The organism is Pseudomonas sp. EA_35y_Pfl2_R5 (genome assembly GCF_963970805.1).
Lineage (GTDB): Bacteria > Pseudomonadota > Gammaproteobacteria > Pseudomonadales > Pseudomonadaceae > Aquipseudomonas.
In genome coordinates this window covers 67,904-88,334 of the sequence record NZ_CAXAOW010000006.1, presented here as the reverse complement: position 1 = coordinate 88,334, position 20,431 = coordinate 67,904, and the positions used below count along the sequence as shown (strand labels likewise).

At 58.4% G+C, this 20,431-nt stretch carries 18 protein-coding genes and 1 pseudogene; 8 read left to right on the top strand and 11 right to left on the bottom strand.

Translation table 11 applies throughout. The features are described from left to right. Window positions 1-3 precede the first annotated feature (3 nt). Window positions 4-732 (top strand): carbonic anhydrase, encoded by a 729-nt coding sequence (locus AACX99_RS12980; protein ID WP_339412357.1) that lies wholly within the window; start codon window positions 4-6, stop codon window positions 730-732. Window positions 733-795: 63 nt separating this feature from the next. Here AACX99_RS12980 and AACX99_RS12975 read toward each other — a convergent pair whose 3' ends face one another. Both AACX99_RS12975 and AACX99_RS12970 read right to left on the bottom strand, forming a co-directional pair. After that, a complete protein-coding gene (locus tag AACX99_RS12975) occupies window positions 796-1,197 on the bottom strand; it encodes an NUDIX hydrolase (protein WP_339412355.1) in 402 nt (133 codons plus the stop codon). A gap of 63 nt (window positions 1,198-1,260) precedes the next feature. Next, window positions 1,261-1,947, bottom strand: coding sequence for a GNAT family N-acetyltransferase (locus tag AACX99_RS12970; protein ID WP_339412354.1), 687 nt, complete (start codon window positions 1,945-1,947; stop codon window positions 1,261-1,263). A 59-nt stretch (window positions 1,948-2,006) separates the two neighbouring features. Here AACX99_RS12970 and AACX99_RS12965 point away from each other — a divergent pair. Together AACX99_RS12965 and AACX99_RS12960 are read left to right on the top strand one after the other, a co-directional pair. After that, window positions 2,007-2,407, top strand: a pseudogene (locus AACX99_RS12965) (SAM-dependent methyltransferase); the annotation flags it as partial. 166 nt (window positions 2,408-2,573) lie between these two features. Next, the gene (locus tag AACX99_RS12960) at window positions 2,574-2,798 is read left to right on the top strand and encodes an addiction module protein (protein WP_339412353.1); all 225 of its coding nucleotides are present in this window, start codon (window positions 2,574-2,576) and stop codon (window positions 2,796-2,798) included. Between the two features lie 376 nt (window positions 2,799-3,174). Here the strand turns inward: AACX99_RS12960 and AACX99_RS12955 are convergent, their stop codons facing one another. After that, entirely contained in the window at window positions 3,175-3,876 is a 702-nt protein-coding gene (locus AACX99_RS12955; RefSeq protein WP_339412351.1) for an FMN-dependent NADH-azoreductase, read from the bottom strand. A gap of 118 nt (window positions 3,877-3,994) precedes the next feature. Here AACX99_RS12955 and AACX99_RS12950 point away from each other — a divergent pair, with 118 nt between their 5' ends. Beyond that, on the top strand, window positions 3,995-4,894 hold the full coding sequence (locus AACX99_RS12950) for a LysR substrate-binding domain-containing protein (protein ID WP_339412349.1): 900 nt from the start codon (window positions 3,995-3,997) through the stop codon (window positions 4,892-4,894). A 113-nt stretch (window positions 4,895-5,007) separates the two neighbouring features. On the opposite strand, the gene AACX99_RS12945 is transcribed toward AACX99_RS12950, so the two are convergent. From AACX99_RS12945 to AACX99_RS12935, 3 genes are all read right to left on the bottom strand, one after another. Continuing rightward, window positions 5,008-5,532: a hypothetical protein gene (locus AACX99_RS12945; protein WP_339412347.1), complete on the bottom strand. Its 525-nt coding sequence runs from the start codon at window positions 5,530-5,532 to the stop codon at window positions 5,008-5,010. Between the two features lie 198 nt (window positions 5,533-5,730). After that, a complete protein-coding gene (locus AACX99_RS12940; RefSeq protein ID WP_339412345.1) occupies window positions 5,731-6,039 on the bottom strand; it encodes a hypothetical protein in 309 nt (102 codons plus the stop codon). Window positions 6,040-6,197: 158 nt separating this feature from the next. Further along, window positions 6,198-6,551, bottom strand: coding sequence for a MerR family transcriptional regulator (locus AACX99_RS12935; RefSeq protein ID WP_339412343.1), 354 nt, complete (start codon window positions 6,549-6,551; stop codon window positions 6,198-6,200). An 83-nt stretch (window positions 6,552-6,634) separates the two neighbouring features. Between AACX99_RS12935 and AACX99_RS12930 the strand changes: the two genes are divergently transcribed. Continuing rightward, window positions 6,635-7,450 carry an aminotransferase class IV family protein gene (locus tag AACX99_RS12930; RefSeq protein WP_339412342.1) on the top strand — a complete coding sequence of 272 codons (816 nt, stop codon included), beginning with the start codon at window positions 6,635-6,637 and terminating at the stop codon, window positions 7,448-7,450. 286 nt (window positions 7,451-7,736) lie between these two features. Beyond that, complete coding sequence (locus AACX99_RS12925; RefSeq protein WP_339412341.1) at window positions 7,737-8,267, top strand: DUF421 domain-containing protein; 531 nt, start codon at window positions 7,737-7,739, stop codon at window positions 8,265-8,267. A 293-nt stretch (window positions 8,268-8,560) separates the two neighbouring features. On the opposite strand, the gene AACX99_RS12920 is transcribed toward AACX99_RS12925, so the two are convergent. From AACX99_RS12920 to AACX99_RS12905, 4 genes are all read right to left on the bottom strand, one after another. Next, window positions 8,561-9,091, bottom strand: coding sequence for an REP-associated tyrosine transposase (locus tag AACX99_RS12920; RefSeq protein WP_339412339.1), 531 nt, complete (start codon window positions 9,089-9,091; stop codon window positions 8,561-8,563). Window positions 9,092-10,182: 1,091 nt separating this feature from the next. Beyond that, a complete protein-coding gene (locus tag AACX99_RS12915; protein ID WP_339412338.1) occupies window positions 10,183-11,847 on the bottom strand; it encodes a hypothetical protein in 1,665 nt (554 codons plus the stop codon). A 160-nt stretch (window positions 11,848-12,007) separates the two neighbouring features. Continuing rightward, window positions 12,008-13,258 carry a ribonucleotide-diphosphate reductase subunit beta gene (locus tag AACX99_RS12910; protein WP_339412336.1) on the bottom strand — a complete coding sequence of 417 codons (1,251 nt, stop codon included), beginning with the start codon at window positions 13,256-13,258 and terminating at the stop codon, window positions 12,008-12,010. Window positions 13,259-13,657: 399 nt separating this feature from the next. Next, complete coding sequence (locus tag AACX99_RS12905; protein ID WP_339412335.1) at window positions 13,658-16,567, bottom strand: ribonucleoside-diphosphate reductase subunit alpha; 2,910 nt, start codon at window positions 16,565-16,567, stop codon at window positions 13,658-13,660. A gap of 715 nt (window positions 16,568-17,282) precedes the next feature. Here AACX99_RS12905 and AACX99_RS12900 point away from each other — a divergent pair. Together AACX99_RS12900 and AACX99_RS12895 are read left to right on the top strand one after the other, a co-directional pair. Then, a complete protein-coding gene (locus AACX99_RS12900) occupies window positions 17,283-18,005 on the top strand; it encodes a response regulator (RefSeq protein ID WP_339412333.1) in 723 nt (240 codons plus the stop codon). A gap of 10 nt (window positions 18,006-18,015) precedes the next feature. Further along, window positions 18,016-19,617 (top strand): ATP-binding protein, encoded by a 1,602-nt coding sequence (locus AACX99_RS12895; RefSeq protein ID WP_339412332.1) that lies wholly within the window; start codon window positions 18,016-18,018, stop codon window positions 19,615-19,617. A 127-nt stretch (window positions 19,618-19,744) separates the two neighbouring features. On the opposite strand, the gene AACX99_RS12890 is transcribed toward AACX99_RS12895, so the two are convergent. After that, window positions 19,745-20,380, bottom strand: coding sequence for an RluA family pseudouridine synthase (locus tag AACX99_RS12890; RefSeq protein WP_339412331.1), 636 nt, complete (start codon window positions 20,378-20,380; stop codon window positions 19,745-19,747). Between the last annotated feature and the right edge of the window lie 51 nt (window positions 20,381-20,431).

The window sequence follows — 20,431 nt, the reverse complement described above, 5'->3', positions numbered from 1 at the left end:
CGCATGAAAAGAGCATTGATCGCAGTGGGTCTGTTGTTGTCATCCGGCATGGCGTTCTGCAGTGACGGTGCCGCCTGGGACTATAGCGGTGCCAAGGGCCCGGAGAACTGGGCCAAGCTCAGCCCAGAGTACGGCGCGTGCGCCGGGAGTAATCAGTCGCCGATCAACCTGAGCGGGTTTATCGATGCCAAGTTGCAGCCCATCGACTTTGCCTACAACGCCGGCAGCACCGAAATCCTTAACAACGGCCACACCGTTCAGATAAACGCCCAGACCGGCAGCTCCATCGTCGTTGATGGCATTCAGTTCGAGCTAAAACAGTTTCACTTTCACGTGCCGAGTGAAAACCTGATCAATGGCAAATCCTTCCCAATGGAAGGGCATCTTGTACACGCCGACAAGGATGGCCACCTGGCCGTTGTAGCGGTCATGGTGAGTGAGGGCAAAGCGAATAAAGCGCTGGAAAAAGCCTGGGCACAGATGCCGAAACAAGGCGAAAAGCTGGCGCTGACCGCGGACATTTCCCCCCTGGAAATCCTGCCGGAAAACCGCGATTACTACCGTTTTAATGGCTCTTTGACCACACCACCGTGCTCCGAGGGCGTGCGCTGGCTGGTGATGAAACAGCCAATTACTGCCTCCAAAGCGCAAATAGAGAAGTTCTTGGCGGTGGTGCATCACCACAACAATCGTCCGGTGCAAGCGATCAACGCCCGCCCGGTGTTGGAGTAAGCGATACAGTGACTGCGAGCCTGGCGGGTTGTTAAAAACTGCCTGGTTAAACCCGTCTTGAGTTTACTGAGCCGCAGGCCATAGCAACGGCAGCACATGCTCGCGTAGCAGTGGGGCCAGGGTTGCGGGTGGCACCTCGCCTGGTGCGAGCCAGCGCAATTCTTCCAGTTCGGCAGCGGCGCTGACGTGGTGTGTCAGGCGGGCCTGGAAGACGCTGGCGTCGATCCAGGTGTTCGCCTCGTTGGCTGCTGCTGCGCGGAACTGGCCTAGCGGTTGCAGGGCGCTGGTCGGCAGGCTGAGGTTGAGCTCCTCGGCCAGCTCGCGGGTCAACGCGCTGATGGCGTCCTCACCCGGCTCGGCCTTGCCGCCGGGCAGCATAAAGGCCTGGGTGTCGCGTTTACGTACCAGCAGCAGGCGACCGGCATCGTCGAGCAGGCAGGCGGCGGAAATAGTCAGAATGGTCATCGGCGTTTCGCTTGTATGTGGCGCGCTCAGCGCGGTTTCTCTGTGGCGGCTGTCATGCTGGGCTCAATGCACGATAAGCCGTTCGCGCACCAGCGCCTGCGCCTGCTGGGTCATCTGGTCGAGCAGGCGGTCGCGCTGTTTCTCCGCGTCGCTCATGGCCCGTTTGCCATGCTGCTTCATCAGGTAGGCGTGGATCTGCCGGACTTCCGTGGATTGGAAAATCGGCGCCAGGTCCTGCACCGCCAGCATGCCGTCTGCGCTGTGATCCCGAGTACTCATCAGCACCTGCGGTCCACGCGCGGCCAGCACCTGAAAACCCATGGCTTCGAACGTCGCAACCTTGCCCGCCACGCAGGCCAGTTCGGCGTGCGGGTAGCGGCTAATCATCTGTTGCAGCATGGCGCGGGCAATGCCGTGGCGGCGTTGGCTGGCCTGCACGGCCATATAGGCCAGGGTGCAGGCCTCGGGAGTATCCTGGGCCGGCAGGTACAGGGCAAAGCCGAGCACCTGGGACGGATCCTGATCACTCAGGGCCAGGATCAACCGCGCACTGCTCTGCAGCTCACTGTCCATGGCCTGCAGGTACAGGTGCATCTCGTAGCCAATTACGTACTGGTACAGCTGATACAGCGGGTTGCTGGGCGTCAGCGACACCGGGCTGATGTCGCTGAGGTAGTCCACCACCATCTGCAGCACCTGGCTGTTCAGCGATTCGGGTGGCGGGCTATCCAGGTGTACAAGGGTGAACATCGTCAGTCTAGCTCCGGGGCGGGCGCGAGGGCGCTAGTGTACCGCCCTCGGCTGGGCGTGCTGGCATCGAACGTCTGAAAGCCTGCATCGCCAGCGCCCATGCGGCGCTCGCAGTCGATGGGCTGTTCTGCTTTAACTTGGTCGACAAGGGCAAAATCGATAACAGCCTATTTGCCGCGCACAGCGCCCACTACGCGGACGACCACTTCACCTTCAGTTCCGGCTGGCATTACGCCGGTGAGGGCGAGCAGCAGACGCTGCACTGCGCATTGAAAAGACCACGGCTGATGAAACCCACTTGTGGCACGACGAGCACCCGATGGTGGCGGTGGGCTTTGTTGAATTGCAGGCGCTGTTGCAACCGTACTTTGCAGTGCATGTGTTTGAGCATGACTACCAGAAGCTTATTCCCTGGGACGGGGCTTCAGGGAATGCGCTGTTTGCCTGCGTAAAAAAATAGCGCGTTGCTCAGCGGCGGGCGTGGCCGCGTTGTGTTGCCCGTGAGATGCGAATAGCGTGTTGCGAACATGCGCTGGTTTTCCCCTTGTAACGCACAGGTACCGAACCATGGCACCTGCTAGCCATCCGTGCCAAGATTTGCCGATAGACAAGCGAGAGGTTTTTCCATGGATCTGCAGGAAATTGAGGATGAAGCTCTTCATCTTCCCAAGAAGGAACGTGCGCAGTTGATCCAGCGTTTGGTCCTGAGTCTGGAGAGCCCCTCAGAAGAAGAGCTTCGATCAGACTGGTTGCTTGAAGCACGACGGCGAGCAGAAGAGCTTGATAGTGGCTCGGTTCAGGCTGTGCCCGGTGATGAGGTGATAAAGAAGGCTAGGGCCCTGATTCGATGAATTATTCTTTTCACCCGGCAGCGGAAGCCGAGTTTCTTGAATCAGTCGGTTATTACGAATCGAAGGTTCCTGGATTGGGTGGGGCCCTCGTTACGGAGTTCGGGGCCCTGGCTACCTTGATTGGCGAATCACCAAAAGCCTGGCTAGTTGAGCTTGAGCCAGATATCCGCAGAGTTCCCCTTCACCGCTTTCCGTTATCCATCGTTTACCGGGAAAAGCCTGACGGCTTTCAGGTTCTGGCTGTTGCCCATCACCGCCGACGCCCGCAGTACTGGCTTGGTAGGCGTTAACTCCCCTAGCGTTTTTGACCATCAAGGTGGACAAGCTTCGCGTTGTCCACCCTACAACGCAGCCACCGTGGCGCGGTCGGCGGTGTTCAGGCTGGCTCAGGCATCCGGTTTGGCTGTAGCGCCTGTTGCAGCTGCGCGACCAACGCATCGACCCGGTTCATGGCTTGGGCCACGGACTCGGCCAGCAGCTCACCGCCGACCTCCTGACCCTCGATGGCAATCTGGTGCACCTGGGTAATGCCGATAAAGCCGAGGGCGGTGATCAGGCTGGGTTCCAGATGGTTCATATGCGCCATCGCGCCGCCAACGCCAAAGCCGACCCCGCCTCGGGCCGAGAGAATGACGGCATGGCGGGGGCGGTCAGCGAGCATCGGCACGTAAGGGTCGAGCGGGTTACTTTCATCGATCTCCACCGTTCGGCCGGCACGCACGACCTGATCGACCCAGGCTTTGAGCGCGGCCGGCATGCCGAAGTTATAGAGCGGCGCGCCGATCACCAGCACGTCTGCGGCAATCAACTCATCGACTAATTGGTCACTTTCGACCAACGTGTCCTGCATCCACGGCTCGCGCTGCTGCTCCGGGGTAAAGGCGGCGGCAATCCAGTCGTGGTCGATGATTGACGGCGGGTTCTGGCCGATGTCGCGGTAGGTGAGGGTGTCTTGCCCGCGACAGGCCAACCATTGGCTGACAAAGCGCTGAGTGAGGTTGCGGCTGTGTGAACCGTGCAGATCTTTGCCGGCGAGGCCGGGGCGGGCGCTGGTGTCCAGGTGCAGGATATGTGGCATGTCGAGTCTCCTTTCGAAGTTGAATTCATCTGTTATTCACTGCAAGCTCAGGCTAAGTTCAGCCCGCACGGGCGACAAACGACGATTATTTTCAGGTATGGATGAGGAGGGTTCATCTATGGCGCAACGCTGGTTACCTTCGCTTTCCGCCTTGCGGGCCTTTGAAGCGGCTGCCCGCCACGAGAGTGCCAAGCAGGCCGCGGAAGAACTCTCGGTGACTGCCACGGCGATCAGTCACCAGATTCGGACCCTGGAAGAATCGCTCGGCGTCGCGTTGTTTCTGCGCAAGCCGCGCCAGCTTGAGTTGACCGCCCAGGGGCGTGAGTTGCAGCAAGTGCTGGAAAGCGCTTTCGACAGCATCAGCGCAACGGCTAGACGCCTCAGTGCGTTGCCCTGTCGTCAGGCCATTACGCTCAGCACCACGCCAGCCGTGGCGGTGCGTTGGTTGTTGTCCTGGGTGTGCATGCTGCGCGATGCCCACCCGACTATCGACCTGCGTATTCACGCCTCCCATGAGCCGGTGGCGCTGGATGGCGTTACTGCAGATATCGCCATTCGTTACGGCGACGGCCGCTGGCCGGGGCTGGTGGCCGAAAAGCTGTTCGACAACACCTTTATCCCGGCCTGCAGCCCACACCTCGGCTTGCACGATGCGGCCGAGCTGCCCAAGCATTCGCTGATTCACTTTCGTAATCAGGCCGTTGTTTCTTCACCGCTGGATTGGGCCATATGGCAGAAGAAGGCCCAAGTGCCGGGGCTGGATGTTGGCGCCGGGCTGGTGTTCTCCGACGAGACCCATGCCATCTCGGCCGCCGTCGGCGCGCAGGGTGTGGCGTTGATGAGTCGCCAACTGATCGAGGATGAGCTGAGGGAAGGGCGGCTGATACAGCCCTTCGGCCCGGAGCTGGAAGGCAAGCCGTTCTTTCTGGTGTACCCGGAGAGCCGCAAGAACGACCCGACCATTCAGGCGGTGCGCGATTGGGTGATGGCGGTGCCGGGAGGGCTGTGTACGCTGTAGGTTGGGCTGTATAGCTGGGGTTGGCCTGCCTCCTTGCACAGGCGCTTTGGCGTCAGGCTGCCTTGCGGGGTGGTGTCGTGTTCTTGGTGCGGCTACCCACGCATTTCACGCATCTAAGCCGAACGCACCGCGTCGTGGTTTGGCTGTGACATGAGGCTCTTTGTTTTGGCCGCAAGAACGGCGGCCTGAATCGCGCTCAGCGTTTTCTTGCCCGCCGGGTACTCAAACACTTTGCTCTCCGCCAGGGTGTAAACGCGCTCGCCGTTGTTCAGCGTGACCTGCAGAAATGCCAGGTGATCCGTCCACGAGCGATAACGGCGCACCATAAACAGGCTGTGTTTGGAGGTAACCGCGCGAATGCGGGTCAAGGGAATCTGCCGTTGACCCGCGTCGCGGGAAATCACCAGCTCATCGTTATGGATAAACGCAGGGCCACATTTTCTGACCCTGAAATATTCAACGGCAAAGCGGCCCCACAGGATAAACAGCACCGGTACAACCACCCATACCTCGGCGCGTTTCATATCGGGCAGTGTGAACAGCAACAGAACGCCGACCGTGACGAAAATGGCGAGGGTAACGAAGCGGTAGAAATAGACGTTCTGGAATTCCATGAGGGTCAGAAATCGGGTGTCCATACGCGTGTTATCCCTCGACGTTTTGCGATTGAGCGCTGATGGGCTATCCGGCATTTGAGCAGAGCAGGACGCTGGCTGCGCTAGCCAAACGTGAAATATGTGCTCTGCCCCTGTTTCTTATGGATGCTTTCATTGATATCTAGCCGCAGACTTCGCACCGCTTATAGAAGGGTGTTGCGTGCCCCAGCTGCTTTTGGGCTACTCGCTACGCTCGCTTTCAAAACGTCGCGCTACATAGCTCATCACGATACCGGCGACGATACCGATGGCTCCGCAGGTAAACCCCATGGGCCTGTTTGTCATAAAACCGACGTTCTTCACATGGACTGGTAAGCCGAGCAGGCCGGTAAAAAGCAGCATCGCAACCGACATGGCAATCAGAAATATGCCGCCTGCTCGCCACGACTGGGTGGCAATGCCCTTGCTTCGGCAATAGGCAAACGCGATGCCCAACGGCAGCAGAAACTGGGTCGCGAGGAATAGGATCAGGTTGCTGCTGTCGTTCATCGTCGTTTGCTTCTGTATGGGGTCCGAGCAGGGTATTGCATCTGCTCGACATGCCGGGTGATCTGTCGCGCAAAACGGTCGTGAGCGTAGCGGGCGAGCCTGTAGGGCGGATGGCGCGTTTTTCATCCACCACTGTGGCGGTTATCCGGGCTACTCACTCAGTCGCGCTCAACTTCCTGAAGGAAACTCTCCAGAATCGTCCGGCTTTGGGCCAGCTCCGCTGTCTTCTGATCGGCAATACGGATTTGCTCATGCAGGACGCTACGTAGCTCATCGCATGGCTCAAAAGCGAGACCTTCGCCTCTCACGCACGGCAAGAATTTCAAGATGGTCGCCAGGGTCATGCCGGCCGCGCCGAGCAATCGGATGCGCTCGACGGTTCGTAATTCTTCTGCCGCGTAATCGCGATACCCGCTTTCGGTGCGCCTCGGTTTCAGCAGCCCTTCGGTTTCGTAGTAGCGGAGCATGCGTATGCTCACGCCAGAACGCTTGGATAGCTCACCTATTTTCATCGCATTTTCCGCCTTGACTCTCACAGTGCTGTCAGGGTCGATGATAGGGGCTCGATTAATTGAGCGCCATCAGGAGCTATCTTATGACGACCCATCCGCACACCTATCTTTCCTATATCAATGGACATCCTGGCACCGCTGCGCAGTTGAACCCTCTGGCGTTCGCAGGGTTCGCTCACTTCACGGCGATGCAGGTGAGAGACGCCAAGATCAAGGGGCTGGATCTTCACCTCGATCGTCTGCGCAATGCCTCCTTGGCGTTTTTTGGCCGGGCACCGTCCGATGAGTTGCTGCGCTCGTACATACGGATGGCGATTGAAGAGGGGGCGAGAGATCAGTCGCTGACGCTTACCGTCTTTTCACCTCACGGCGAGTTCATCGCCGATAGCATGAATGTGGAGCCTGCCGTATTTGTCCGTACTGCAGCCCCATCCGCCGGGCCGAAAGGTCCCTTGCGGTTGAGCGCAATTGAGCATCAGAGGCCTCTGGCTGCAATCAAACATGTCGGTGAGGTTGGCAAGACCTATTACCTTCACCAAGCCATACGGCAGGGCTTTGACGATGCGGCTTTTGTGAATGAGCGTGGGTATTTGAGCGAGGCCACGATATGGAATCTGGTGTTCTGGGATGGTGAGGCAGTGATCTGGCCCAAGGCCGATATGTTGAAAGGCACCATGATGGGCATCGTTCAGCGTCAGCTTGAACGCCTTGAGGTGCCCCAGCGCCACGAGTTCATCAGTCTTGACCGCTTGAAAGCGCTTTCCGGCGCGGCTGTGATGAACTCATGGACCCCAGGGATTCCAGTCACCGCCGTTGCCTCCCATACCTTTGAAGAGGCCAGGCCGTTTATCGAGCTGTTGCATAAGGCCCACGAGGCTGAACCAGCCGAGCTCCCCTGAAATGCTCAAAACGAAAAAGGGGGCGTGGATAAATCTGCCTCCTTTCAGACAGATAAGCTGCGCGTTATCCGCCCTACAACTGTCCATTATTGCGTAGGGTGGATGACGCGTTGTTCATTCGCAATTTGGCGTGTCGGTTGTCCGGGGCTACTTGCTGCTCCGTGATAGAGGCGCGCTGAGGTGTAGAGCCGGGTAGTGATCGGCGCAGGGCATCAAGGGTGTGTACCCACGCACAGGGTGGGTACGATCAAACGTTGCGTACAGCTAACGCGAAAGGAGAGCGGTGATGGAAGGTATGTTTTTCGATGGTGGGCAGGTGCTCGTTCGCACGGTAACGGTCGGCGTGCTGGCATATATCAGCCTGGTGCTTTTCCTCCGCCTTTCGGGCAAGCGCACGTTGTCAAAAATGAATGCCTTCGATCTGGTCGTCACTATCGCGTTGGGCTCGACGCTCGCTACCATTCTGCTCAGCAAGGACGTTTCCCTGGCCCAGGGCGCGCTGGCCATGGCCTTGCTAATTGGCCTGCAATACCTGGTCACGTGGACCAGTGTCCGTGTCCGCTGGGTACGTCGTCTGGTAACCGGAGAACCGGCACTGTTGTTCCACCGTGGCGAGTTTCTGCCCGGCGCCATGCGAGCGGCCCGAGTGACCGAGGATGAGGTGCGTTCTTGTATTCGGTCTGCAGGTATTGAAGCGCTCGCGGATGTTGAGGGCGTTGTTCTGGAAACCGATGGCACGTTCAGTGTGGTTAAGCGTGGTTCAGGCGGGGAGCGCGCTTCGAGTTTGGCGGGGTTGGCGAGGCCGGATAAGCGTTAGTTGTGCGGTATTAACGACTGCCGATTGGCGTTTGGCGTCGCCTGTGAGGTCGCGGATTGAAAGGCAAAAGCCTCGTGCGGTGTTGGTTTTTGTTGATGGCTTGTTTATCACGGTGGACAAGCTTTGCGTTGTCCAGCCTACAAATACCCATCACCGCTTAGGTTGGATGACGCTCTATTGATCTACCGTTGTTGCGGTTGTCCGGGCTACACGCTACGTCCCCGCGCATGGGTGTCCGTAGGGTGGATGAGGCTTTTTTCATCCGCCGTTGCGGTGGTTGTTCGGTTACATGTTCACTCACCATAACCACTGTCGATCTGCTTCGGCTCAACGCACCACTCTGCGGAATAAACACCCGTTGCCACTGCACGGTGAAAGCTTGAATAGGGCCAGTCCGCCAGCCGTTCGACATACCCATGCTTTAGCGGATTTGAATGGATGTAGTCGAAGTGGCGTTGGTAATCCCCTTCATCGCGGATCAGATGTTCCCAGTAGCGCCGCTGCCAGATACCGCGCTCGCGTCGGCGCTGTTGATTGACGGAGCGGGCTTCGGTGATTGGCAAGCGTTTGGCGAAGGCGAACTTGATGACCTTCCAGCGCAAGGCAAAGTCGGTATCGGCTGGCGGTAGCGTCCACATGCAGTGCATATGTTCAGGTAGTACCACCCAGGCATCGATATGGAAGGGATGGCGCAACCGTGTCGCGCGTACTGTCTCGCGCAATAGATCGATTTCACGGACCAGCAGATTGCTGCTGCGGTCACGCAGGTTGACGGTAAAGAAGTAAGTGGCACCGGCAACACGGGCGCGGCGATAGTTGGGCATGGCGGCTCATCCTTGAGCGTTTGGGTGTTTGAACCATGGTGGACAAGCTTCGCGTTGTCCACCCTACGGATGCCGCGCGTAGGGTGGATGACGCTTTACCCATCCACCGCTGCGGTGATTGTCCGGGCTACTTGCTCAGCAAGTAAAGGGCAAAGGCCAACAACTCAAGGGCGACGTCAAGGAGGCGGTCAAAAAACGCGTCGACAAGGCCTGATAGCATCCCTGTAAGGCCAAGCCCGGCTCTTCTCGCCAAGAGCCGGGTTTTTTATGCGTAGGCGAATGTGGGTCGACTGCCAGGCATTTCAGAACAAACGGATATTCCCACCTGGCATCAAGGCCACCGGTTTTGCGATGGGTATCGCTGTGCTCCACCTAGGTGGCCCGCCCCATCCTACGACTGGGCTGCGTTGGACTCTGCATACAGACGCTGCTTATGTGTTGCCCGGCTGAACGGTTCCGCCCTTACGGCGGCTCACTTTTGGCAAACGCCCCAAAAGTAAGCAAAAGGTCTTGCCCCTTGCATCCGGCCCGACTTCGTCGGGTTCCCTCGCTCCATCATTGCTCCAGGGGCCCGCCGCGAAGGGCCATCCCTGGCCCATCGCGGCTCTCGCGGCATCCATGCCGCTCAACCCCTTGCGCAACGATTCCACTCGGCCTCCTGATGGGGCGTTTGGCGTCGCCTGTGATAACGCAGAACAAATTGTAGGAGCGGCCTTGGCCGCGATGGTTCTGCTTCGGCTTCTACGCTCTACCTTCCACACGTCGCCTAGGCAACGCGGTCCCCGAATCCCGTCAGGAGGCCGAGTGGAGGTGCTGTGGAGGGGGCGTTTGGCATGGATGCCAAGCGAGGAACGATGGGCCAAGAATGGCCCACCGTGACGACCCTCGGAACAGTGCCGGAGGGAGTTGAGCGCAGCGAAACCCGGATGCCGGGTGTGTTTTCTCTTTAGTTGCGTTCTCTTTGCATAAGCAAAAAGAACGCAACTAACCGTAAGTGTGAAATAGATAGTAGAAATATAGGTGTGCTGCGGTTAATAGAGACCTGTCCCAATTGTTCAAAAACTACTCACTTTGCACCAGGTCGTCATGGTTCAGGTTTTAATTTTACTCTTAACCAGTCGTATGATTTCGGTGTTCTGCGATTTTTCTGCGTAGTCGAGGGCAGACTCTCCGCGGAATTTAACAGAGGGTAAGCTAATGCCTTGGTCCAGCATTAATTGCACGCCTTCGATGTGTTGGTAGAAAATCGGCGTCATTGTAATCGGGTAATTCTGTTCTCCAACAATCTCTGTGAGTTTTGCGCCATGTTTAATTAGGCGGCGCGCAGCATCTACGTTATTTTCCATCAAGGCATAAGTTAGTGCATTGAGGTTGTTGCCGTCTCTAATATCGATGCTGATGGTTTTCTTCTTAAGTTCATCTAATACCCCGGCAGTTTTGTCGTCGCCAGCAAGCGTGTAGAGCAGTTTTGGTGAGGTTGGGAACAGTAATTGTGCTTGGGAAAAATATGCAGCGCGCTGATCTTCTTTTGCCTTCATCCAACCTACGTAGTTGGCCAGGGCCATGATTTGGCGAGATTGGTCGGTATTGCAGCCGTTGGTCATGGCTTTGTGGCTTTCTGCAAGTGCGCCGTCATAGTCCTGGTAGTTATAAAGCTTGAAGGTCGCATATTCACTACGTAAGCATGGAATATTGGTGAACTCATCTGCGCGTTTGACGTGCAGCTGTTCTGCTTGGGCAATACGGTCTTCTCTACCCAGCAGAGTGAACAGGTTCTGGTAGGCATCCAATCGTGCGCGGTCGTAGGTATTAAAAGGGCGAGTACCGGCAACCGCTTTCTGGTACATGTCGATAGCTTTTTCCGAGTCGCCTTGCATTTTGTACAGCTCAGCCCAGTTGGTCCATAACCACAGGTTCTCGGTGCCGATATTTGCTGCGGTTTCGAACGCTTGGTGAGCGTTATCAAATTTTTCTTGATGGGCGTAAACGTAGCCTAGCAATACATGAGAGTTGGCGTGGTCTGGCTTATGGGCCAGCCCCATACTCAAGTAGTTTTCGGCTTGTTTAAGGCCTTCAGAGCCCCAGTTGGTTTTCATTGCGACGCGTGCTAGTTCGGGGTAGGCATTTATGTAAGATGGGTCTTTGAGAAGTATTCGCTCAAGATAAAATTTTGCATTATTGAGTGTGATGTTGTTTTCGGATCTGTCAATTAGTTCAACGGATTCCTTATACAGTTCATCGTTAGTTTTTTTTGCCAGTTCGCGATCATTTTCGTATTTTAGCTGCGTGATCCAGCTGATATTGTAGTCAATTTCTTTTTTAGTGGTGGTGGCGTTTGAGTTGCCAGGGCCATTAACGAAAGATACGGTAACTTTTTTGCTAGTGAATTCTTCTGTGGGTTCATACGGTCGTACAATTTCTACTCTTACTGTGTTGGCGCCTTTTTCGACTGGTGCTACTTGGCTTGGAAACCAATACAGTTCAGAAGATGGGGCCGGACTGTCAGCAAGTACCCGGATTTGTGGGGTTGCCAAATCTCCTATGAAATAATAGTGGACGGTGGCGTATAGGTTTCCGTCGTCGCCTCTGGCAATTTCAACTTTTTTGATTTCATTCTCGCCGGGCAGGAGGTCTTCCTTTGGTGGGAGAGTGGTTTCGACTGTAGACGGGGCTATTTCTAACGACGGTTTCAGAATAAATACACCGACCATTGCCAACAATATGACCATCAATATAGTCGTGCGACGCTCCTTCATCTTGCTCTCCTAGTAGGTATTTAAACTCGGCCGATAGTGGTCGTGGTGTTCTGCAGCGGCAATAAAAGCCCCGCACAAGGCGGGGCTCTTAATTTCAATCGTCACCCTAAACATCTATTTCAGGTAAAGCGTTTTTAATCTCTTTAGTGACTGACTGGAATCAATCCCAGCTCAACGCCCCACCAGTCTGATACTCAATAACCCGCGTCTCGAAGAAGTTCTTCTCCTTCTTCAGGTCCATGATTTCCGACATCCATGGGAACGGGTTGGAGGTACCTGGGTACTCTTCCTTCAAACCGATCTGGGTCAAACGACGGTTGGCGATGAATTTGAGGTAGTCCTCCATCATCGCCGCGTTCATGCCCAGTACGCCGCGCGGCATGGTGTCGCGGGCGTATTCGATTTCCAGTTGGGTGCCCTGGAGGATCATCTGGGTGGCTTCGTCTTTGAGCTGGGCATCCCACAGGTGCGGGTTTTCGATCTTGATCTGGTTGATCACGTCGATGCCGAAGTTCAAGTGCATGGACTCGTCACGCAGGATGTATTGGAACTGCTCAGCCACGCCGGTCATTTTGTTGCGGCGACCCATGGAGAGGATCTGGGTGAAGCCGCAATAGAAGAAGATGCCTTCCAGTACGCAGTAGTAGGCGATCAGGTTGCGCAGTAGTTCTTTGTCGGTCTCGACGGTGCCGGTGTTGAAGGTCGGGTCGGAGATCGAGCGGGTGTACTTGAGGCCCCAGCTGGCTTTCTTCGCGACCGATGGAATCTCGTGGTACATGTTGAAGATCGCGCCTTCATCCATGCCCAGCGATTCGATGCAGTACTGGTAGGCGTGGGTGTGGATCGCCTCTTCGAAGGTTTGGCGCAGGATGTACTGGCGGCACTCCGGGTTGGTGATCAGGCGGTACACGGCCAGGGCGAGGTTGTTGGCAACCAGGCTGTCGGCGGTGGAGAAGAAGCCGAGGTTGCGCATGACGATGCGGCGCTCGTCGTCGGTCAGGCCGTCCGGGGTTTTCCACAACGCGATGTCCGCGTTCATGTTCACTTCTTGCGGCATCCAGTGGTTGGCGCAACCATCCAGATACTTCTGCCAGGCCCAGTCGTACTTGAAGGGTACGAGCTGGTTGAGGTCGGCGCGGCAGTTGATCATGCGTTTTTCGTCGACGGCTACGCGCGCGGCGGTGCCTTCCAGCTCGGCCAGGCCTTCGGCGATGTCGAGTTGATCGAGCGAGGCTTTGGCGCGGGCCACGGCGTCGCTGTCATCGCTGGCCACGGCGCGGGCTTCAACGGCGGCGGCACCGCCAACCTGGTCGAGCTTGTCGATGCTCATGTCTGCCATGTGGGCAGTGGCTTTGTTGGTTACAACGGCTTCGGCGCCGTCTTCCTTGTCAAATTCATCCCAGCTCAGCATGGCTTGGCTCCTGCTTGCGGGCCGGTGAAATAACCGACCTGTGTGGATATACAGTCTTTATTGTGTTCCGTTGCGTACAGCGCGCAAGGGCAAAACGGGTACCGCTGGTCGGGGTGGCTCTAGTGACTGGCCGTTGCCCCGAAGCCCACGCCGGTAAAGGCGGGGGATGGTAATGAGTGGGGAGGGCGGTGTTGCTTTTGCCCCTCTCCCTAGCCCTCTCCCCGAAGGGGCGAGGGGATAAAACGGTGTGTCGCTTGTGCTCTTTGCTCGACATTCGAGCGCGTAGCTGAGCGAGTGGGCGCTAGGCGCCTGGTAGGTTGGAACCCCTGAGCATACGACTGTATGTGATGGGGGCCGACCTACCAGGCAACAACGCGCGCGCCGCTCAGATCCGCGCGCTTACTGACAAGCCTCGCAGTCTGGTTCGTCGATGGCGCAGGCTTTTGGTACTGGTGCTGGGCCTGCGCTCATTTCCACTTCCGGGGCCTTGGCCGGTGCTGCGCTGAGGCCATCGTTGCCACCACTGGACACCGCATTCAACTTGCTGGTGCTGATGGTGGACTTCTCGGTGCTGGTCGCGGCCAGGGCACGGAGGTAGTAGGTGGTTTTCAGGCCACGGTACCAAGCCATGCGGTAGGTCACGTCGAGCTTCTTGCCCGATGCGCCGGCGATGTAGAGGTTCAGCGATTGCGCCTGGTCGATCCACTTCTGGCGACGGCTGGCAGCGTCAACGATCCACTTGGTGTCGACTTCAAACGCGGTGGCGTACAGGTCTTTCAGCTCTTGCGGGATGCGCTCGATCTGCTGCACGGAACCGTCGTAGTACTTGAGGTCGTTGATCATCACCGAGTCCCACAGGCCGCGAGCTTTGAGGTCGCGAACCAGGTACGGGTTGATCACGGTGAATTCGCCCGAGAGGTTCGATTTCACGTAGAGGTTCTGGTAGGTCGGTTCGATCGACTGCGATACGCCGGTGATGTTGGCGATGGTCGCGGTCGGTGCGATGGCCATGATGTTCGAGTTGCGGATGCCTTTCTGCACACGGGCACGTACTGGGGCCCAGTCCAGGGACTCGGTCAGGTCAACGTCGATGTACTTCTGGCCACGCGCTTCGATGAGGATCTGCTGCGAATCCAGGGGCAGGATGCCTTTGCTCCACAGCGAGCCTTCGAAGGTGGAGTAGCTGCCGCGCTCGTCGGCCAGGTCACAGGAGGCCTGGATGGCGTAGTAGCTGACCGCTTCCATCGACTTGTCGGCAAATTCTACGGCGGCGTCGGAGCCGTACGGGATGTGCTGCAGGTACAGGGCGTCCTGGAAGCCCATGATGCCGAGGCCGACTGGGCGGTGCTTGAAGTTGGAGTTCTTCGCCTGCGGTACGCTGTAGTAGTTGATGTCGATAACGTTATCGAGCATGCGCACAGCGACCTTGATGGTCTTCTGCAGCTTGGCGGTGTCCAGCTTGCCGTCAACGATGTGGTTCGGCAGGTTGACCGAGCCCAGGTTGCACACGGCAATTTCGTCGGCATTGGTGTTCAGGGTGATCTCGGTGCACAGGTTCGAGCTGTGGACCACGCCCACGTGCTGCTGCGGGCTGCGCAGGTTGCATGGGTCTTTGAAGGTCAACCATGGGTGGCCGGTTTCGAACAGCATCGAGAGCATCTTGCGCCACAGGTCTTTGGCTTGGATGGTCTTGAACAGCTTGATCTTGCCGCCGTACTGGGTCAGGGCTTCGTAGTACTCGTAGCGCTCTTCGAAGGCTTTGCCGGTCAGGTCGTGCAGGTCTGGCACTTCGGACGGCGAAAACAGGGTCCACTGGCCGTCGTCGAACACGCGCTTCATAAACAGGTCTGGAATCCAGTTGGCGGTGTTCATGTCATGGGTGCGGCGACGGTCGTCACCGGTGTTCTTGCGCAGCTCGATGAACTCTTCAATGTCCATGTGCCAGGTTTCCAGGTAGGCGCAGACCGCGCCCTTGCGCTTGCCGCCCTGGTTAACTGCTACTGCGGTGTCGTTGACCACTTTGAGGAACGGCACAACCCCTTGCGACTTGCCGTTGGTGCCTTTGATGTAGGCGCCCAGGGCACGTACTGGGGTCCAGTCGTTGCCCAGGCCGCCGGCAAACTTGGACAGCATGGCGTTGTCGTGGATGGCGCCGTAGATGCCCGACAGGTCGTCCGGCACGGTGGTCAGGTAGCAGCTGGAGAGCTGTGGACGCAGGGTGCCGGCGTTGAACAGGGTCGGCGTCGAGGCCATGTAGTCGAAGGACGACAACAGGTTGTAGAACTCGATGGCGCGGTCTTCTTTCTGCTTCTCTTCAATCGCCAGGCCCATGGCCACGCGCATGAAGAACACTTGTGGCAGCTCGAAACGGATGCCGTCCTTGTGGATGAAGTAGCGGTCGTACAGGGTCTGCAGGCCCAGGTAGGTGAACTGCTGATCGCGCTCGTGGTTGATCGCCTTGCCGAGTTTTTCCAGGTCGAAGCTGGCCAGCACCGGATTGAGCAATTCGTACTCGATACCCTTGGTGATGTAAGCCGGCAGTGCCTGGGCGTACAGCTCGCTCATTTCGTGGTGAGTGGCGCTGCTGGCCACGCCGAGGAAACCCAGGCCTTCGGCGCGGATGTTGTCCATCAGCAGGCGGGCGGTGACGTAGCTGTAGTTGGGCTCACGCTCAACCAGGGTGCGCGCGGTCATCACCAGGGCGGTGCTGACGTCGCTTTGCGCTACGCCGTCGTAGAGGTTCTTCAGGGTTTCTTTCTGGATCAGCTCGCCGTCGACTTCGGCCAGGCCTTCGCAGGCTTCGGTAACGATGGTGTTGAGGCGACCCATGTCCAGCGGCGCAACCGTACCGTCGAGGTGGGTAACGCGGATGCTTGGGTGCGGCTGAGCGACTTCGGTGGCGGCGTCGGTCTTGCGCGCCTGGCTGCGCGATTCGCGGTAGATCACGTAGTCGCGAGCCACTTTCTGCTCGCCGGAACGCATCAGGGCCAGTTCAACCTGGTCCTGGATTTCTTCGATATGGATTGTGCCGCCGGATGGCATGCGGCGCTTGAAGGTCGCGGTGACCTGCTCGGTCAGGCGCGCAACGGTTTCATGGATACGCGACGAGGCGGCTGCGGTGCCGCCTTCAACAGCGAGAAAGGCCTTGGTGATGGCAACAGTGATCTTGTCATCGGTGTAGGGCACCACGGTGCCGTTACGTTTGATCACACGCAGTTGACCGGGCGCGGTGGCGCTCAGGCTCTGGTTGTCATCGGTGGCCTGCGGCGCATTGGCCTGCGGGTTCTCGCGGGAGGTGTCGGTGTGCATGAATATCTCCATGTTCTGTATTTGTTAGATGGACGCTTTAGCTGTCGATCACTGCGAACAACGCTCGTTCATTCCATTTCATAAATGCCATGGGCGCAGCCAGAGGCCGAACACATGGGGACTTGCAAATTGGGCAGGGAGGTACAACTAAAGCGCCCTCCTGGCTCAAGAGTCCTACGTCAAGGTATTTTTGCGCCTCAACTACTACATCTAGTGGTGCAACCGCGTGCGCGGTTGGCGCTTTATTTATGTTCAGGCGCGCCGGGCGCTGCGCTGAAGTGTGGCCTGCTGCGGTAGAGCAGGCGTACTGCAAAGGTCTTTCAGGCGACCGGTGACGGGCTGGGATCAGGCCGTGTGCGAGTCATTCTTTTGTGTCCGGTTGCCAGGCTAAACCCAACATGTGGTGGGTGTCGCGCGATTGGCATACAAGATAATGCGCTATCTGGGGTATTGCAAGGCGATAGAGCAAGAACAACCTGTGGATAAGTTGTGGGTGAATTGTGGGTTAAACCGCGCGATTGGCGGCAAGCCCGCATGCTTGCTGGGTTGCACCGTTCGTCGGTGTTGAGCGGGCTTTTTCCATGGTTCGCCCAGACGTGGTCTATCTCATAGGTCAATACTACATCTAGTGTTTTTACAGAAATATGGCATGCGCTATGCAGTGCCTGGGGCATTGATACAATGCCGGCCGTTTCCGTGTTGTCAGGAGTCCGTCGTGGAGCAGCAGTCGTGGCACATTCTTATTGTCGAAGACGACCAGCGCCTGGCCGAGTTGACCCGTGAGTACCTGCAGAGCAATGGCCTCAATGTGTCCATCGAGATGGATGGCGCACAGGCTGCCGCGCGGATTTTGCAGGAGCAGCCCGACTTGGTGATTCTCGACCTGATGTTGCCGGGCGAAGACGGTCTGTCGATCTGCCGCAAGGTGCGCGGGCAATATGAGGGGCCGATCCTGATGCTCACCGCACGTACCGATGACATGGACCAGGTGCTGGGCCTGGAAATGGGCGCGGACGACTATGTATGCAAGCCGGTTCGCCCACGCGTGCTGCTGGCGCGCATTCGTGCGTTGTTGCGCCGCCATGAAGGCAGCGAGGCGCAGGCGACTAGTGAGCGCCGGCGTCTGCAGTTCGGCCCGCTGGTGATCGATAGCGCCATGCGTGAGGCCTGGCTGGGCGAGCAGGGCATCGAGCTGACCAGCGCCGAGTTCGACCTATTGTGGCTGCTGACCTCCAATGCTGGGCGGATTCTCTCGCGTGAGGAAATCTTCAACGCCCTGCGCGGCATCGAATACGACGGCCAGGACCGTTCCATCGACGTGCGCATTTCGCGCATCCGCCCGAAAATCGGCGACGACCCGATGCACCCACGGCTAATCAAGACCGTGCGCAGCAAGGGTTATCTGTTTGTCGCCGAAGCGGCTGAAGCGCTGATATGAATTCGCGGCCATGAACTCGATCTTCCTGCGCATCTATGGCGGCATGCTCGCTGTGCTGGTGCTCGTGGCGCTGCTCGGCGTCGGTGCGCTGCAACTGCTCAACGAAGTGCGGGTCGATCAATACCGTGAGCGCCTGGCCCAAGGCACTTTCCGCCTGATGGCCGATAACCTCTCACCGATGGTGGATATCGAGCGGCGTCGCGCGGTCACGGTGTGGGGGCGTTTGCTCGGCATTACGCTGCGCGTTGAACCGCTGGAAAGCGCCGGGCTGGACAGCGGCGCGCGTAACAGCCTGCGTCGCGGTCAGGTGCTGGTGCAGCAGACCGGCCCGCACGAGGCGCGCATCTTCAGCCAGCTGGACAAACAGCCGTTGTTGCTGATTGCCGATGTACAGCAGGTCAGCGAACAGCTGGCCCGCGCCACCAGCTTCCTGCTGATCGATGAACTGGTGCGCTATCCCTGGGATGAACAGCCGCGTCGGCTGGCAGCGCTGAAAAAGGACAAGCAGTTCGGTTTCGACCTGCGCCTGGTGCGCCTCGATCAGGCCGACCTCGACCCCGATCAGCGCCGTCGTGTGGACGAAGGCGACACGGTGATGGCCCTGGGGCGTGGTGGCGACAGCATTCATGTGTTCTCCGGCATCGTCGACACACCCTGGGTGCTGGAAATCGGCCCGCTGTATCAGATGAACCCGTATCCCGCGCAGTGGCTGGTGCTGATCGGTGCGCTGGGCCTGAGTTTGATCGGTTTTATGGTTTACCTGCTGGTGCGGCCGCTGGAGCAGCGCTTGAGTGATCTGGAAGGCGCTGCTACGAACATCGCCAGTGGCCGCCTGGATGCCCGCGTGCCGACCCGTGGCAGCGATTCGGTGGGACGTCTGGCGGCGGCCTTCAACGCCATGGCTGAGCACTTGCAGCGCTCGCTGAGCATTCAGCGGGAGATGGTTCGCGCGGTATCCCATGAGCTGCGCACGCCGGTGGCGCGCCTGCGCTTTGGCCTGGAAATGATCGGCGACGCGGAAACCGCTGCGGCGCGGCGCAAATATATGGACGGCATGGACAGCGATATCCAGGACCTCGACAAGCTGGTCGACGAAATGCTCACCTACGCGCGCCTGGAGCAGGGCGCGCCGGCGCTGAATTTCCAGCCGGTCGACCTGAATGAACTGATTGATCAGGTGATCACCGAGCTGGCCCCGCTGCGCGCCAGCGTGCGGGTCGAACACGGTCCTTCGCGCGATGCCCTGGATGGTGGCGGCGCCTGTGTTGAAGCCGAGCTGCGTTACCTGCACCGCGCGCTGCAGAACCTGGTAAGCAACGCCATGCGCCATGCCGAATCACGGGTACGGGTGAGCTACCAGGTGGGCCAGCAGCGCTGTCGGCTGGATGTCGAAGATGACGGCCCAGGCGTGCCGGAAGAGGCCTGGGAGCATATCTTCACTCCCTTTCTGCGCCTGGATGACAGCCGCACCCGTGCGTCTGGCGGGCATGGTCTGGGCTTGTCCATCGTTCGGCGGATCATCTACTGGCACAGTGGTCGTGCGCAGATCAGCCGCAGTGAAGAGCTGGGCGGTGCCTGTTTTAGCCTGATCTGGCCGCGCAAGCAGGGGTGAAAGCAGTCTGGATGCAATCCGGGCTGCGGAGTACTTTCAGCCTCGTAGGGTGGATGGCGCTTTACCCATCCACCAGCGGCGATGGTGGATGAAAACAGCGTCATCCACCCTACAATGCAGGTCAGCTTCAGAACGGTGCCGGGCACTCGAAGCGCATGCGTTCGCCCGTTTGCGGGTGAGTCAGGCTAAGCATGCTGGCGTGCAGGCATAGGCGCGGGTAGGCGGCCAGGGCTTGTTCGTGGGCATACAGGCCGTCACCCAGCAGTGGGTGGCCGATCGATAGCATATGCACGCGCAGTTGGTGCGAGCGGCCGGTGATGGGCGTCAATTCAACGCGGCAATGTTCGGCGTGGCGTTCCAGGATTTTCCAGTAGGTCAGGGCATGTTTGCCCTGCTCATGGTCGACCACATGGCGCGGCTTGGTCGGCGGGTCGTAGCGCAGTGGCAAATCGATGCTGCCGCTATCCAGCTCGGGCTGGCCCCAGCACAGTGCGGTATAGGCTTTTTCGGTTTCGCGGTCATGGAACTGCCGCGACAGCTCGCGGTGGCTGTCGGCGTCGCGGGCCAGGACGATGATCCCTGAGGTTTCCCAGTCCAGGCGATGGACGATGCGCGCTTCCGGGTAGCCATTTTCCTGCAGGCGAGTCACCAGGCAGTCGCGATTGTCTTCGGCGCGGCCGGGTACCGAGAGCAGCAGGGTGGGCTTGTTGATCACCAGCAGGGCGGTGTCCTGGTGGAGTATTTCGACATTCGACAGCGGCATGGGTTTTCCACAAATAGAAACGGCGGCCTGGGCCGCCGTTGCATGCTCTCA